This is a genomic window from Micrococcus sp. KRD070 (genome assembly GCF_017168435.1).
In the GTDB taxonomy this organism is placed as follows: domain Bacteria; phylum Actinomycetota; class Actinomycetes; order Actinomycetales; family Micrococcaceae; genus Micrococcus; species Micrococcus luteus.
Genome location: NZ_JABFNH010000058.1, coordinates 1 through 14,198, shown reverse-complemented (window position 1 = coordinate 14,198; position 14,198 = coordinate 1). Strand labels below are relative to the sequence as shown.

Sequence of the window (14,198 nt, the reverse complement as noted above, 5' to 3'; positions counted from 1 at the left end):
AGGTCAGGGTCCCGCCGGCGAGGACGGCGCCGGCCACGAGGGCGCCGATGCGGCGGCGGGTGCTGCGGGGTGGGGAGGACTGCACGGGATCTCCTCGGAGTTCTGGGCCACCGGATGCGGGTGCCCGAGGGGCTCGGGCCGGGGTGACTGGGATCACGGTAAGGTCACGATTCCGTCACGACGAGGCCGCGGGCCGAAGTCTGGCGGATGGTCGAGGCATCTCTGGCGGATCCGCCAGCCAAGCCGGGCGGATGGTCGGGGCGCGCACAGCGGCACCCCAGCTTCGGCGCCCGCCGGACACGACGACGGCGCCGCACCCTCCCGGCGGAGGTGCGCGGCGCCGTCGGGCCCGCGGTCGGGTGGAGCCCCCTGCCGGATTCGAACCGGCGACCTGCTGTTTACAAGGCAGCTGCTCTGGCCAGCTGAGCTAAGGAGGCCTGCGGCCGGCGCCCGGGGGTGCCGCGGCCGGCCCTCCCAGCGTACAAGGCCCGGGCGGACGACGCGGGGCGCCCCGGCGTGGGGACGCCCCGCGGACCTCGGCGACGGGTCAGCCGGCGATCTTGGCGCCCGCCCAGTCGATGAAGGTCTTGTCCTCGCCGTCGAGGGCCCAGTTCTTCCCGTCCACGAACACGGTGGGGGTGCCGGCCACACCGGCGGCGCGCGCCTGGCGGGTGGTGTACTCGACCGCGGAGCGGAACGTGCCGTCCTCGACGCAGGAGGCGATGTCCGCGCCGTGCTCCTGCGCGAGCTGCGTGATCGCCGCGTTGTCCAGGCCCTTGCCCTGGTGCTCGTCGTAGGTGGCGAACAGGGCGGCCACGAAGCCGTTGTAGGCCTCGGGCTTCTGGTCCGCCACGCAGTACGCGGCGTTGGCGGCGCGGGCCGAGTAGTTCTGGTTGTTCGGGGCGCTCAGGTAGTCCACCATCCGGTACTCGACCGTGGCCTCGCCCTGTTCGAGCCACTGCTCGATCTGGTCCGCGTTGGAGGTCTCGAAGTTCGCGCAGTGCACGCAGTTGAAGTCCGCGTAGAGCACGATCCGCGTCGGCTCGCCGTCCGCCCGGGCCTCGGTGTCCGGCAGGGTCTCGGGCTGGGAGCTCGCGGACTGCTTCGGCACCTCGATCCTCGAGGGGTCGACCTCGCGTTCTCCCGCGCCCTCCGCCAGGCCCGTGGCCGAGGTCAACTCGATGCCGCCCTGCTCGTTCGTCACGGCGGGGATGGGGCCGGCGGCCGCGGCGTCGTCGCCGTTGCGGTTGAGCACGAACGCGACGACGAGGCCGATCACGAGCACCGCCGCGAGGACCGAGCCCCAGATGACGCCGGTGCGGCGGCGGCGGTCCTTCCTGCGCTGCTCCTCCTGGATCTGGCGGGCACGCGCACGGGCGTCCTTCGCCGAGGTGTGCGAGCCTGACGTGTTCCGGGCCAAGGGTCCTCCTCGTGGGGCAGTCGGTCCGGGTCGAGCACCGGAGCCGGCGGGCAGCGGGCGCGCCGCGCCAGGCGAGCATAGCGGCCCTGTCTGGAAGGATCGTGACCATGGACACCGTCGAGACCCCCTCCCCCGTCGATCGACTGACCATCACGGGGGCCCCCTCGGGGGACGCCTCCGAGGACCCGGCGACGTCGCTGCTCGCCCTGCCCTGGGCGCTCCCCCTCGAGACGTGGCCGCGTGAGGTGCTGGCGGCCCTGCCGCGCGGCATCTCCCGTCACGTGGTGCGCTTCGCCCGCATGGGCGGGGGCATCGTGGCGGTGAAGGAGACCACGGAGGAGCTCGCGTTCCACGAGTACCGGCTGCTGCGCCGGCTCGAGCGGGGCCCGGCGCCGTCGGTGGTGCCGGTGGCCGTGGTCACCGGGCGCACCCACGACGACGGCACGCCGCTGCCCGCCGCCCTCGTCACCCGGCACCTGCGCTTCTCCCTGCCGTACCGCGCCGTGTTCTCGGAGCGCCTCGAGCGCCGCACCCTCGTGCGGCTCATGGACGCGCTGGCGACCCTGCTCGTGGAGCTGCACCTCGAGGGGTTCTTCTGGGGCGACGTCTCCCTGTCCAACGTCCTGTTCCGGCGCGACGCGGGCGGGTTCGCCGCCCACCTGGTGGACGCCGAGACCGGTGAGCTCCGGCAGCGGCTGTCCACCGGCCAGCGCGAGCACGACCTGGACGTGGCCGCCGTGAACGTGGGCGGCGAGCTGCTGGACCTGCAGGCCAGCGGGCTGCTGGACCCGGAGGTGGACCCCGTCACCACGCCGGACCTGCTCGTGGCCTCCTACCGCCGGCTGTGGGACGAGCTGACCGGCCCCCTGCTGTTCCCCCGCGCCGAGCCATGGCGCCTGGACCGCCGCGTCCGCCGTCTGCAGGAGCTCGGCTTCGAGCTGGCCGAGTACTCGCTGCGCGCCGCCGACGCCCCCGGGATGATGATCGCCCGGCCCGTCGAGGTCCACGCGGGCTACCACCGCCGTCGGCTGACCCGCCTCACGGGACTCGAGGTCCAGGAGAACCAGGCCCGGCGGCTGCTCGTGGACATCGAGGCCGCCCGCCGGGAGTGGGACCCGTACATGGACATCGAGGGCGCGGCGCACCGCTGGGTGGTGGAGGTGTTCGACCCCGTGGTCCGCTCGGTGCCCCTCGAGCTGCGTGCCAAGCTCGAGCCCGCCGAGGTGATGCACCAGCTCCTCGAGCACCGCTGGTACCTCTCCGAGGCCCGCGGCCAGGCCGTGCCCCTGCAGGAGGTGGTGGACTCCTACGTGGACACGGTGCTGCGGGCCCGCCGCGACGAGGACGCGGTGGCGCTGCACCCCACGACCACCATGCTGCGCGCCGTCCCGCCCGCGGACGAGGACTGACGCCGCCCGCGGCTCAGCGGCGCAGGAGCAGGAAGCCGGGGGCCGGGACCGCCGCCGGCACCGTGCCGGGGCCGAGGGGGCCGTCGTCGCCGTGGCCGGCGAGGAGCTCGGCCCGCGTCAGGTCCGCGGGCACGGGCAGCGGCTCCGCGCCGAGGGCGACGAGCAGGACGACGTCGGCGTCCTCGCCGGTGCGGGTGAGGCGCACGTGGCGCCGGGCGGCGTCCACCTCGGCCCGGACGCGGTCGCGGCGGGGGTCGGTGAGCTGGGGCAGCGTGCGGCGCAGGCCGATCAGGGTGCGGTAGGCGGCGAGCACGCGCACCCCGCGGCCCTGGCCGTCCGCGCCGCCCGCGGCCTCCGCCCAGTCCAGCACCGCCGCGTCCCGTGTGGCGGGGTCCTGCGGGTCGGGGACGTCGGCCGGGTCCCAGCCGTGGGCGGCGAACTCGCGGCGTCGTCCCTGCCGGACGGCGTCCCCGAGCTCGGGTTCGCGGAACGAGGTGAAGAACGGCCACGGCGTCGACGCGGCGAACTCCTCGCCCATGAAGAGCATCGGCACGTGCGGGCCGGTCAGCAGCAGGGCGGCCTCGGCCGCGAGCGCACCCTCGGACAGGGCGGCCGCGGTGCGGTCGCCGCCGGCGCGGTTGCCCACCTGGTCGTGGTTCTGGATGCTGGCCACCCACGCATGGTTCGGGACGGCGTCCGGCACGGGGCGCCCGTGGTCGCGGCTGCGGAACGTGGAGCGGGTGCCGTCGTGGAAGTAGGTGCGCTCCATGACCTTGGCCACCGCCTCCAGCGGGGCGAAGTCCGCGTAGTAGCCGTGGGTCTCCCCCGTCGCGGCCACGTGCAGGGCGTGGTGGACGTCGTCGTTCCAGGCCGCGGCGAGGCCGAGCCCGCCGGCCTGGCGGGGCTGCACCAGGCGCGGGTCGTTGAGGTCCGACTCGGCCAGGAGCGGCACGGGTCGGCCGGCACGGGCCGCGATCCCGTCCGCGAGCGCGGCCATCTCCTCGAGCAGGTGCACGGCGCGGGCGTCCCGCAGGGCGTGCACCGCGTCGAGGCGCAGCCCGTCCACGCGCATCTCCTCGAGCCAGAAGCGGACGTTGTCCAGGACGAACCGGCGCACCTCGTCCGAGTCGGCGCCATCCAGGTTCAGGCCGTCGCCCCAGCCGGTGCCGCCCGGGCCCAGATACGGCCCGAACACCGGCAGGTAGTTGCCGGAGGGGCCCAGGTGGTTGTGCACGACGTCCTGGACCACGCCGAGGCCGGCGGCGTGGGCGGCGGCCACGAAGCGGCGGTAGGCGGCGGGGCCGCCGTAGGACTCGTCGACGGCGAACCACGCCACCCCGTCGTAGCCCCAGTTCCGCGGCCCGGAGAAGGAGTTCACGGGCAGCAGCTCGACGTGGGTGACCCCGAGGTCCGTCAGGTGCGGCAGGCGGGCGATGGCGGCGTCGAGGGTCCCCTCGGCCGTGAAGGTCCCCACGTGCAGCTCGTAGAGGACGGCGCCACGCAGGCCGCCGCCCTGGGGCGCGGCCGGATCGGACTCCACCCCGGGCGGCCCGGCCCAGCCCTCGTCCGGCCACGCGACGGCGCGGCCGGCGACGTCGCGGCGGGAGGGCCCGTGGACCGTGTCGGGCTGGCGGCGGGAGCGGGGGTCCGGCACGGGGTCCGCCCCGTCCACGCGGTAGCCGTAGCCGGGGTCGGCCGACGGCTGGGCGGCATCGCGGCCGAGGGTGGCCAGCGGGTCCTCCGTGGGCGTCCACCAGCCTCCGGCGGCGGGGTCCATGGCCACGACGGCGGCGACGGGCCAGCGGTCCTCGGCGTCGTGCAGGGCGCCGGGCTCGGTGTCGACGAGGACGAGGTCGACTCTCTCGGCGTGCGGCGCCCACACGGCGTAGGGGACGGCGCGCGCGGCGTCGACGGCGGCCCGCTCGGCCGCGGCGGGGTCCACGGGGTCGGAGCCGATCGGGTGCAGGCCCGGGGCGGGGGCGTCGGCCGGACGGGGCTCGGTCACGGGGCGGTCCTCTCTCGGCGGTCGGATGGGGCGTGCGCCGGGACGAGCAGCGCGACGGGCAGGGTGCTGAGCAGTTCGTCGAGGCGCACGGCGCCGCGGGCGTCCGGGTGGACGGGGTGGCCGGTGACGGCGTCCTCCCACCGCCCGGCCGGCACGGTCACGACGGTCTCGCCCCAGCCGCCCGCGGCCGCCAGGCGGACGGGCCAGCGGGTGGCCACGGCGAGCGCCCCGCCCCGGTCGAACGCGATCGCGTGCTCGGCGGCGGGGCCGGAGACGTCGAGGGGGCGGTGGCCGGTGAACAGCTCGGGTCGGTCGCGGCGGGTGCGCAGCACGGCGGCCACGACGGCCAGCTTGGCGGCGGCGGGGTCGTCGAGGCCGGGCGTGTGGCCGGCGTCGAGGCGGTCCAGCAGGTCGGCCCGGGCCGCGAAGTCCACGGGGCGGCGGTTGTCCGGGTCCACGAGGGTGGGGAAGGGCACCTCCGTGCCCTGGTAGACGTCGGGGACGCCGGGGGCGGCGAGCTGGACGAGCTTGTGGCCGAGCTGGACCACGAGGCCGGGCTCGGCGATGCGGTCCGCGACGGCCTGGAGCACGCCCCGGGCAGGCCCCTCGGGGGAGGTGACGGCGGCGGCGAGTGCGGCGAGCCGGGCCTCGAACTCGGGGTCCTGGTCCGTCCAGGTGGTGGCCAGGGCCGCCTCGCGGGAGGCCTTCTGCAGGAAGCCGAGGATCCGCTCCTCCTCCGGCGTGGTGCCGTCCGTGGGCCAGACGCCCACGATGGACTCCCAGAGCAGCCGCTCCGCGTCGGGGTGGCCGAGCGGGTGGAGGCGCCTCAGCTCCGCGAGCTCGGCGGCCCAGCGGTCGGGCTCCTCGGCGAGCACGGCGATGCGGGCGCGCACGTCCTCGCCGCGCTTGGTGTCGTGGGTGCTCAGGGTGGTCATGGCCGTCGGCCAGGCGGCCTGGCGCGCCTGCTGGGCGGCGTGGAAGTCGGCCAGGGACAGGGCGACGTGGGAGGGGTCTCCGCCGACCTCGTTCAGATTGGCCCACCGGGTGTACCGGTAGAAGGACCGGTCCTCGACGCCCTTGGCCATCACCATGCCGGAGGTCTGCTGGAACCGGCGGGCCACGGGCGAGTCCGGGTCGGTCAGCTCGGGCCGCAGGTCGCCGAGCACGTCGGCGAGGGCCGGCTCCGCCGCGGCCGCGTCCGCCAGCGCGCCCTCGAGCACGGCCAGGCCCACGGGCAGGTAGGTGCGGTACACGGGCAGGCGGGCGAGCACGGCGGCGAACGCGGCGGCCACGTCCTCGTCCGGGTGGGCGCCGAGGGCGTGCACGGCGCGGACCTCCCGGACCAGCCGGGCGGTCTCGGCCGCGAGGGAGCCGGTGGCCACGTCGTGCTTGGCCCGCACCACGGCCTCGTCCCACTCCCGACGACGGCGCGCGTCCTCGGCCGCATCGCCCGCGGCCTCGGGGTGCATGAAGACGCGTTCGACCTCGCCGAGCGCGTCGTAGCCGGTGGTTCCGTCCACGGGCCAGTCCGCGGGCAGCGCCTCACCGGGCTCGAGGATCTTCTCCACCACGAGGTAGCCCTCCGGGAGCACGTGGGAGCGCAGGCGCCGCGCGTAGCCGGCCGGGTCCGCCAGGCCGTCCGGGTGGTCCACGCGCAGCCCGTCCACGAGCCCTTCGCGGACCCAGCGGGCGGGTTCGGCATGGACGGCGTCGAAGACCTCGGGCTCCTCCACCCGGACGCCCGCGAGCGTGGTGACGGTGAAGAAGCGGCGGTAGTTCAGCTCGGCGTCGCCGCGGCGCCAGCCGACCAGCCGGTAGTGCTGGCGGTCGTGCACGGCGCGGGCCAGGCGGGCCTGCTCCGCGGTCGGCTCCTTCGCCGGGTCCGCCGCCGCGAAGACCTCCGCGGTGCGCAGCCCGGTCTCCGTCTCGGCCGCCTCGAGCGATCCGGGGGCGAGGGGGTAGACGTTGTCCCAGTAGCGCAGACGGCCGCCCTCGGCGTCGACGACGAGACGGTCCAGTTCCGCGTCCGCGTCCCCGTCAGGGCCGTCTCCCAGCACGGGGATGAGCAGGGACCCGTCGCCGGCCGCCCAGTCCACGTCGAACCACGCCGCATGCGCCGCCTCGGGACCGTGGGTGAGCACGTCCCACCACGCCGGATTGGCCTGGGGCGTGGCCACGCCCACGTGGTTCGGCACGATGTCCACGAGCACGCCCATGCCCGCCTCGTGCGCGGCGCGCGCGACCATGTCCAGTCCCTCTGCCCCGCCGCGGGCGGCGTCCAGCCGGGTGGGGTCCACGACGTCGTACCCGTGGTCGGAGCCGGGCTCGGCCTCGAGCAGCGGCGAGAGGTAGAGCCAGTCCACGCCCAGGCGCCGCAGATAGGGCACGAGCCCGGCCACGGACTCCAGCGGCAGATCCGGGCTGACCTGGAGCCGGTAGGTGGACGCGGGGGCGGAACGGACGGTCGAGGTGCTCACGCGGCGACGCTAACAGAGGCCCCCGACGCGGCATCAGGCCCGACGGACGGCGGCGGGCGCGGTCACGGGGCCGGACGCAGCGGCAGGTCCTCGTACTTCTCCGGCGGGTTGTGGAAGATGTCCTCGCCGACGAAGGGCTCGCCCGAGGGGTCGACCAGGACCATCTCGTCCCGCAGGACGGTCCCGTCCGGCTGGGTGAGGTCGATGATGAACCCCGTGCCGGACTGGCGGATGCGCTCGATCGAGGTGTAGCCGTACTTGGCCGTCAGGTTCTGACGCAGCGTGTCCAGCCCCGCCAGGTGCGTCCCCACACCCACGCCGGCCAGCACGGCCGCGACCGCCAGCATCACGGCCCCCACCCGGCGCTGCAGCCGGGTGTTGTCCAGGACGTCCACCTCGGTGTTGCGTCCGTGCTCGTCAGCGTGCCGCCGGTGCCGGCGCTCGCGCCAGATCCCGGCGGCCAGCAGGATGCCGCCGACGACGAGCGCGAGGGCGGCCGCCCAGTAGGCGAGCCAGGGGGTGAAGAGGTTGACGGGCGCGAAGGTCATGCCCCCAGTGTGACATCCCTCACGTCCGCGGGCCGCTCAGGGCAGGCCGGTACCGCGCGCCGCGGTCCACAGGCGGTGCCACTGCGCGGAGTCCATCGCCTCGGCCACGGAGGCCGCCTCGGCGCACGCGGCGACGCGCTCCGGGTCCTGGGTGCCGATCACGGGCCGCACGCCCCACGGCAGGCGCAGCAGCCAGGCGAGCACCACGGCCTCCCGGCTGACGCCCAGCTCCGCCGCGACCTCGCCGACGACGCCGGCCGCGCCGTCGTCGCCGGAGCTGAACCGGCCCTGCCCCAGCGGCCCCCAGGCCTGCAGCTCGATCCCCTCGGCGGCGCACACCGGGCCGAGGCGCCCGGCGTCGGCGTCCGCGGGGGCGTCCGGGTGGTTGGCGAGCACGACCGCCTCCACGAGGGTGCGGTGGTGCAGGCCGAGCTCGACCTGGACGCACGCCAGCCCGGTCCCGTCCGCCGCCTGGCTCTCGAGCTCGCGCTGGAACTCGAGGACGCGTCCCACGCCGAGGTTGGAGACGCCCAGCTTGCCGACCAGGCCCGCCTCCCGCGCGTCGAGGAAGGCGCGCACGGTGTCGGCCACGGGCGTGAGGACGTCGGGCCGGTGGATGATCAGGGTGTCCACGCGCTGCTCGCCGAGGCGGGCCAGCGAGCCCTCCAGCGAGGCGCGCACGTGCTCGGGCGAGGAGTCGTAGCGGGTCAGGCGCCGGCCGGCCGGGTCCGCCTCGTGGAGGACGATCCCGCACTTGGTCTGCACCTTCAGGGCGGAGCGCTCCTCGTAGGGCAGCTCGTGCAGCAGCCGGCCGACGGTCTCCTCGGAGCGGCCGGCCCCGTAGATGTCCGCGGTGTCCAGCAGGTCGACGCCGGCCTCGATCCCGGCGCGCAGGGCGCGGCGGGCACGCTCCACGGCCGCCTCGGCCTGCGCTTCGCCCGCGGGCCCCTCCGGCCCCACCCCCGGATCGGCGTCCGGGGGCGGCGGGAGAACGGACCCCCAGGCCATGGTCCCGAGGACGATCGGGGTGGCCGGGGTCGGGTCGAGGTCGAGCGGCGGGTGCGTGGGGGCTGTGCTCATGGCCTCACCGTCTCACGTCCGCCCGCCCCGGGTCCGGACCCGCCGCCCTGTGATGGGATGGGTCCATGAAGCTCGCCACGTTCCGCCAGCCCGACTCCGACGCCGCCTACCCCGGCGCCACGTTCGCCGCGGTCATCACCTCCGTGCACCCCGAGGACCCCGAGGTCGCCGTGCGCGCCGTCGCCCTGCCGGACTGTCGCGACGTCGGCGAGTACCTCACCGCCACGCCGGAGGAGCGGCGGGAGATGGTGGAGGGCGCCCTCCGCGCGGCGCAGGCCGACCGGTCCCTCCTGCTGGACACCTCCGGCCTCGTCTACGACACGCTCGTCCCCTTCCCCACCAAGGTGTTCTGCGTGGGCCTGAACTACACGAACCACATCGACGAGACGGGCCTGGAGCGCCCTGAGCATCCGACGCTGTTCGCGAAGTTCGCGCAGTCCCTCACGGGCGCACTGGACCCGATCGAGGTCCCCGAGGAGGACCACCGGGTCGACTACGAGGGCGAGCTGTGCATCGTGGTCGGGGAGCCGGGCCGGCGCATCGCCGTCGAGGACGCCCCGGAGCACATCGCGGGCTACGCGGTGGCCAACGACATCTCCATGCGCGGCTTCCAGGGCCGCACCTCCGAGTGGCTGCAGGGCAAGGTGTGGGAGGCCTCGACGCCCGTGGGTCCGTGGCTGGTCACCCCGGACGAGTTCTCGGCGGATGCGCGCGTCCTCACGCACGTCAACGGCGAGCTGCGTCAGGAGGACAGGGTCGCCGACGTCGTCTTCTCCCCCGCCGAGCTGGTCTCCTACGCCTCGCAGCTGGTCACCCTGAACCCGGGTGACCTGATCCTGACCGGCACGCCCGCGGGGGTCGCCCTGGCCCGCCGGGACGCCGAGGGCCGCCGCCCGTGGCTGCGTCCGGACGACGTCGTCGAGGTGGAGATCACCGGGCTGGGACGCCAGCGCAATGAGCTCGTCTGAGGCTGCGGCGCCGGCGGACGCCCTGCCCCGCGTCGTCGGCGTCCTCGGTGCGGGGCGGGCGGGCACCGCGCTGGCACGGGCGATCGCGCGCATCCCCCGCCTCTCCCCGGGCACGGCCGCCCCGCGGGTGATGGTCGCGGGCACGCGGCGCCCCGCGGCGGTCCAGCGCCACCTGACGATCTACGCGCCCGAGGCCGTCGCCGTGTCGGCCGAGGACCTGGCGGCGGAGGCGGAGCTCGTCGTCGTGGCCGTGCCGCGCGAAGCGCTCGACGACGTCGACCCGCTCACCCTCGCCGGGCCGGCCACGCGCGCCGTGGTGGACATGACGAACACATGGGGGGACGAGCCGGTCCCGGCGTGGCTCGACGACGACGGCGCGCCGGGCACAACCCGGATCGCCGAGCGCTGGGCCGCCGCGGGGCTGCGCGTGCCCGTCGTGCGCGCGTTCTCGGAGATCTCGCATCACGACCTCGGAGATGCCGGGCGTGCCACAGCCCCGCGCCGCGCCCTCGCGGTGGGCACCGAGCCGGCCGACGCGACGGCAGACTCGGCCGCGGTCGCCGCCGCGCGCGACACGGTGATCGCCCTCGTCACCGCGATGGGCTTCGACGCGGTCCCCTACACGGGCCTCGACCGGGCCGGCGTCCTCGAGCCGGGGGCGGCGGGGTTCGGCACCGCGCACGACGCCGGCCGGCTCGCCGCGCTGCTCGCCGACGCGCCCATCGGCTGAGACGCCACCCGCCCGGCTGTGCCTACGCTGGGCGGGACCGCCGACCCGTCCAGGAGGCCCCCGTGACCCGTCCGACGCACCGTACCGCCCGCCGCACTCTCGCCGCGGTCGCCCTGTCCGCCGCCGCCCTCACCGGGCCGGCGGCGGCCGCCACCGTCGTCGCCCTGCCGGTCACGGCGGGGGTGACGGGCGCCGTCGTCGCCACCGCGCCGCAGGCCCACGCCGTGGCCTGGGACCAGGTGGAGCTCGTGGATGACGCGGGCGTGATCGACCCCGCCCAGCTGCGCCGAGACCTGGCGGGGATCGAGTTCCGGGAGCCGACCCGCGTCGCCGTGGTCACCGAGCGCGGCCCGGACCTGTCCGCGCTGGACGACGACCGTGCGTCTCAGGCATTCAACGGGCGGGTGCTCGAGCGGGCTCGCGCCGAGCACCCGGACTGGATCAGCGCGGACGGCCAGAAATGGGCCGACGGCCTCGTGATCGTGGCCCTCGACCCGGACAACCGGTTGATCGGGGTGTACGTGGGCGAGGACCGGACGCTCAGCACGGACCGGCTGCGGGAGGTGCGCGAGGCCGGACACGAGGCGGCCCGTGCGGCCCGGTGGACGGACACGGTCGTGGATGTGACGGACGCCGCCGCCGAGCTGATCGGACGCCCCTGGTGGCAGGCTCCCGAGCTGTGGTTCGGCGCGGGGATCGTCGGTGTGGCGGGCGGCGGCGCCGCGGCCGCGGCACTCGCGAGCCGACGGCGTCGCCGCCGCCGGACGGCCGACCTGCTGGCCGAGGCCCGCACCCACCTGACCTCCGTGACCCTGGAGATGGACGCCACCGAGGTGAACGCGTCCACGGTGCCCGAGGACTCGCCCCACGCGGCCGCGCTGATGGAGCGCTTCCGCACCTTCCGGCGCCAGGCGCTCGACGCGTCGGCGGAGCTGGACCGCCTCGAGGCCCTGCCGGAGCGCAGCCTGCATCGCACGGAGCATGCCCGGGCCGCGGAGGACGTCCGGGACCGCGCCCGTGAGCTCGACCGCCTCGACGACGCCGTGGCCGCGGCGAACACCTTCTTCAACCGCCACCCGGGGTGGCCGGCGGCGTGGGACCAGCAGACCGCCCCGCTGCGGGCCGACCTGGACGCCGTCGGCACGCTGGCCTCCTCCGTCGGCTCCGCCGGAGCCGTCCGGTCCGCGGTCGCCGCGCTGGAGTCCTTCCGCACCGAGGCCCAGGACCGGCTCGAGGCGCTGGGTGCGGACCTGCAGGACGAGCGCCTGACCCCGGCCGCGGCGTTGGACGAGCTGGACGCGCTGCGGCGTCGCCTGACCGGTCTCGTCTCCGCCCTCGCCGACGCCGAGGTGGCGGCGTTCGGCAAGGACGAGGCCGAGCGTGAGCTGCTGCGCGACGAGCTGCGCACGCACCGTGGCCCGGTCCGGTCCGCGCGCGGCTCGATCCTGGACTCCGCGCTGCCGGCGGATGCCTACTGGACGGTGGTGGCCTTCACCACGGGCCGCCAGGCCGGCGAGCGGTCCGTCCAGGACCATCGCCAGGCGCAGTCCAGCTCCTCCGGGACCGGCTACGGATCCTCGGGCGGCTCGTTCTCCGGGGCGGGCTCGTCCGGCCGATTCTGAGCCGATCGGGGCCGGATCTGAGCCGGAAGCTCGTCCGGGCCGGGCACCCGGTCCCTGGCCCACCGCCCCGTTCTGCGAGACAGTGAAGGACCATGACCGCCGCTGACACCCCCGCACCCCGCCAGGACCCCCTCGCGTTCTTCCTCGACAAGGCCGTGCCCGAGGCATGGCACGCGGTCGGGCCGCTGGCCTCGGCGGCGCGCGCCGCCGCCGAGCAGGCCGGGCTGGACCGGCAGCTCGTGGAGCTCGTGAACCTCCGGGTCTCCCAGCTCAACGGCTGCGGGTTCTGCCTGGACCGGCACACCCGCCAGGGCGCCGACGCCGGTCTGAGCGTGCAGCGCCTGGGACTGCTGCCGGCGTGGCGTGAGGCCGGGGCCGTGTACTCGGAGCAGGAACGCGCCGCGCTCGAGCTCGCCGAGGCGGTCACGGACCTCCCCGAGCAGGAGCAGCTGAACTACGTGCAGGCCTCCACGGCCGCCGCGCTCACGGACGCCCAGTACGCGGCCGTGCAGTGGGTCGCGATCGTGATGAACCTGACGAACCGCATCTCGATCCTGTCCCATCACCCCGTGCGGCGCCGGGACGACTGACCCTCCTCCCCGTCGCCGGCCCGGCGGCGGGGTCCACCCAGGAACGAGAGGACCGACCATGACCGAGCAGACCCCCAGCCTGGAGCACCCGCAGGTCCGCAAGAACGCGGAGAGGTACGAGATCGTCGTCGACGACGCGGGCACGGTGGCCGGCTTCACGGTGGCGATCGACGACGACACCGCCGACGGCCCGGCCCAGCGGATCTTCCCGCACACCAAGGTCGACCACCAGTACGAGGGCCGGGGCCTGGCCTCGAACCTCGTGCGCGAGGCGCTGAAGGACACCGTGGCCGCGGGCCGCCGGATCGTCCCCGTGTGCCCGTACGTGAAGGACTGGGTGGACGAACACGACGACGTGGCCGGCGAAGTGGACCCGGCGCGCCCCGAGCATATGCAGTTCCTGGAGTCCCGCCAGGACTGACGCCCCGCGCCCGGTGAGCACCCGGAGACGAGAAAAGCCCCCGCCGATCCGGCGGGGGCTCTTTCTGGTCGGGGTGACAGGATTTGAACCTGCGGCCTCGTCGTCCCGAACGACGCGCGCTACCAAGCTGCGCCACACCCCGTTGGAGGTCTCAGACCTGAATCCAACAGAGAGCGACTATACCAGCCACACCGGGTGCCGCCAAACCGAGATGCGGGGCAGAATCGCACGCGTGAGACCTCTGCGCACCCGACGAATCCGAGAGAGGCCGGCATGAGCTGGTGGCCGTTCCTGCGTTCCTCCGCGAGCCCCTCCCCCGACGACGACGGCGCCCCGGCCGCTGCCGAGCTCGAGGAGGCCGTGGCCGCCCTGCGACGGCTGTTGCGCGCGGAGCGGCACCGACTGCGCCCGGACAGCTGGGCCCTCGCGTGGGAGATGGTCGAGCACGCCGCCGAGTACGGGCCGGCCTGGACTCGCCTGCAGCGCACACGGCCCGTGGAGACGCAGGAGCTCGTGCTCGCCCTCACCGGGCGCTTGGAGCCGCTGCTGCGCGACTTCCTCGCTCTCCCCGACTCGGAGAAGCCCGCCCATGCCGACGCCGTGCACGCGCGCCTTCGGGAGCAGAGCACGGAGCACGGCCGGCTGCGCCGCCGACTCACCCGCGCGCTCACGGCACGGCTGCGTGCCGGCGAGGAGCTCTGAGCGCCGAGGGGGAGGCACCCGGGAACGCTGAAAGCCCCGTGCAGATCGCACGGGGCCGCCCGGTGAATCCTCCCGGGAATGCGGGAAGGGCCTCGCACCCAACGGTGCGAGGCCCTCCCTCAAAGAATGTCCGGCGGCGACCTACTCTCCCACAACCTCCCGGCTGCAGTACCATCGGCGCTGTGGGCCTTAGCTTCCGGGTTCGGAATGGAACCGGGCGTTTCCC

At 75.4% G+C, this 14,198-nt stretch carries 12 protein-coding genes, 2 tRNA genes and 1 rRNA gene; 7 read left to right on the top strand and 8 right to left on the bottom strand.

The genetic code is table 11. The features are described from left to right. Positions 1 to 360: 360 nt before the first annotated feature. Positions 361 to 437 (bottom strand) — tRNA-Thr (locus J1M38_RS11790). A gap of 110 nt (positions 438 to 547) precedes the next feature. Next, complete coding sequence (locus J1M38_RS11785; RefSeq protein ID WP_069941866.1) at positions 548 to 1,420, bottom strand: thioredoxin domain-containing protein; 873 nt, start codon at positions 1,418 to 1,420, stop codon at positions 548 to 550. 107 nt (positions 1,421 to 1,527) lie between these two features. Here J1M38_RS11785 and J1M38_RS11780 point away from each other — a divergent pair, with 107 nt between their 5' ends. Beyond that, the gene (locus J1M38_RS11780; protein WP_063190214.1) at positions 1,528 to 2,829 is read left to right on the top strand and encodes a DUF4032 domain-containing protein; all 1,302 of its coding nucleotides are present in this window, start codon (positions 1,528 to 1,530) and stop codon (positions 2,827 to 2,829) included. Between the two features lie 13 nt (positions 2,830 to 2,842). On the opposite strand, the gene treZ is transcribed toward J1M38_RS11780, so the two are convergent. The 4 genes from treZ to J1M38_RS11760 all read right to left on the bottom strand — a co-directional run bounded on the left by treZ (position 2,843) and on the right by J1M38_RS11760 (position 8,939). Beyond that, positions 2,843 to 4,834: a malto-oligosyltrehalose trehalohydrolase gene (gene treZ / locus J1M38_RS11775; protein ID WP_063190215.1), complete on the bottom strand. Its 1,992-nt coding sequence runs from the start codon at positions 4,832 to 4,834 to the stop codon at positions 2,843 to 2,845. Further along, positions 4,831 to 7,311: a malto-oligosyltrehalose synthase gene (gene treY / locus J1M38_RS11770; protein WP_069941865.1), complete on the bottom strand. Its 2,481-nt coding sequence runs from the start codon at positions 7,309 to 7,311 to the stop codon at positions 4,831 to 4,833. The genes treZ and treY overlap by 4 nt, the downstream gene beginning before the upstream one ends. A 62-nt stretch (positions 7,312 to 7,373) precedes the next feature. Beyond that, the gene (locus J1M38_RS11765) at positions 7,374 to 7,859 is read right to left on the bottom strand and encodes a hypothetical protein (RefSeq protein ID WP_069941864.1); all 486 of its coding nucleotides are present in this window, start codon (positions 7,857 to 7,859) and stop codon (positions 7,374 to 7,376) included. 36 nt (positions 7,860 to 7,895) lie between these two features. Then, positions 7,896 to 8,939, bottom strand: a complete 1,044-nt coding sequence (locus tag J1M38_RS11760; RefSeq protein WP_069941863.1) for an aldo/keto reductase — start codon at positions 8,937 to 8,939, stop codon at positions 7,896 to 7,898. Positions 8,940 to 9,004: 65 nt separating this feature from the next. On the opposite strand from J1M38_RS11760, the gene J1M38_RS11755 reads away from it, so the two are divergent. The 5 genes from J1M38_RS11755 (at position 9,005) to J1M38_RS11735 (ending at position 13,270) form a co-directional block, all read left to right on the top strand. After that, a complete protein-coding gene (locus J1M38_RS11755; protein ID WP_069941862.1) occupies positions 9,005 to 9,907 on the top strand; it encodes a fumarylacetoacetate hydrolase family protein in 903 nt (300 codons plus the stop codon). Beyond that, positions 9,894 to 10,637 carry an NADPH-dependent F420 reductase gene (locus J1M38_RS11750; protein WP_069941861.1) on the top strand — a complete coding sequence of 248 codons (744 nt, stop codon included), beginning with the start codon at positions 9,894 to 9,896 and terminating at the stop codon, positions 10,635 to 10,637. The genes J1M38_RS11755 and J1M38_RS11750 overlap by 14 nt, the downstream gene beginning before the upstream one ends. Positions 10,638 to 10,699: 62 nt before the next feature. After that, on the top strand, positions 10,700 to 12,259 hold the full coding sequence (locus J1M38_RS11745) for a DUF5129 domain-containing protein (protein WP_101965697.1): 1,560 nt from the start codon (positions 10,700 to 10,702) through the stop codon (positions 12,257 to 12,259). A gap of 92 nt (positions 12,260 to 12,351) precedes the next feature. Further along, the gene (locus J1M38_RS11740) at positions 12,352 to 12,849 is read left to right on the top strand and encodes a carboxymuconolactone decarboxylase family protein (protein WP_069941859.1); all 498 of its coding nucleotides are present in this window, start codon (positions 12,352 to 12,354) and stop codon (positions 12,847 to 12,849) included. Between the two features lie 58 nt (positions 12,850 to 12,907). After that, positions 12,908 to 13,270, top strand: a complete 363-nt coding sequence (locus tag J1M38_RS11735) for a GNAT family N-acetyltransferase (protein WP_069941858.1) — start codon at positions 12,908 to 12,910, stop codon at positions 13,268 to 13,270. Between the two features lie 65 nt (positions 13,271 to 13,335). Here J1M38_RS11735 and J1M38_RS11730 read toward each other — a convergent pair. After that, positions 13,336 to 13,412 (bottom strand) — tRNA-Pro (locus J1M38_RS11730). A gap of 131 nt (positions 13,413 to 13,543) precedes the next feature. Here J1M38_RS11730 and J1M38_RS11725 point away from each other — a divergent pair. Further along, complete coding sequence (locus J1M38_RS11725) at positions 13,544 to 13,972, top strand: hypothetical protein (protein WP_069941857.1); 429 nt, start codon at positions 13,544 to 13,546, stop codon at positions 13,970 to 13,972. A 128-nt stretch (positions 13,973 to 14,100) separates the two neighbouring features. On the opposite strand, the gene rrf is transcribed toward J1M38_RS11725, so the two are convergent. Further along, positions 14,101 to 14,198, bottom strand: a 5S ribosomal RNA gene (gene rrf / locus J1M38_RS11720); the annotation flags it as partial.

Excerpts from the sequence above, each read along its gene's own strand:
- J1M38_RS11780 (WP_063190214.1), top strand. The coding sequence starts at position 1,528 with ATGGACACCGTCGAGACCCCCTCCCCCGTCGATCGACTGACCATCACG.
- J1M38_RS11765 (WP_069941864.1), bottom strand. The coding sequence starts at position 7,859 with ATGACCTTCGCGCCCGTCAACCTCTTCACCCCCTGGCTCGCCTACTGG.
- J1M38_RS11760 (WP_069941863.1), bottom strand. The coding sequence starts at position 8,939 with ATGAGCACAGCCCCCACGCACCCGCCGCTCGACCTCGACCCGACCCCG.
- J1M38_RS11755 (WP_069941862.1), top strand. The coding sequence starts at position 9,005 with ATGAAGCTCGCCACGTTCCGCCAGCCCGACTCCGACGCCGCCTACCCC.
- J1M38_RS11750 (WP_069941861.1), top strand. The coding sequence starts at position 9,894 with ATGAGCTCGTCTGAGGCTGCGGCGCCGGCGGACGCCCTGCCCCGCGTC.
- J1M38_RS11740 (WP_069941859.1), top strand. The coding sequence starts at position 12,352 with ATGACCGCCGCTGACACCCCCGCACCCCGCCAGGACCCCCTCGCGTTC.
- J1M38_RS11735 (WP_069941858.1), top strand. The coding sequence starts at position 12,908 with ATGACCGAGCAGACCCCCAGCCTGGAGCACCCGCAGGTCCGCAAGAAC.
- J1M38_RS11725 (WP_069941857.1), top strand. The coding sequence starts at position 13,544 with ATGAGCTGGTGGCCGTTCCTGCGTTCCTCCGCGAGCCCCTCCCCCGAC.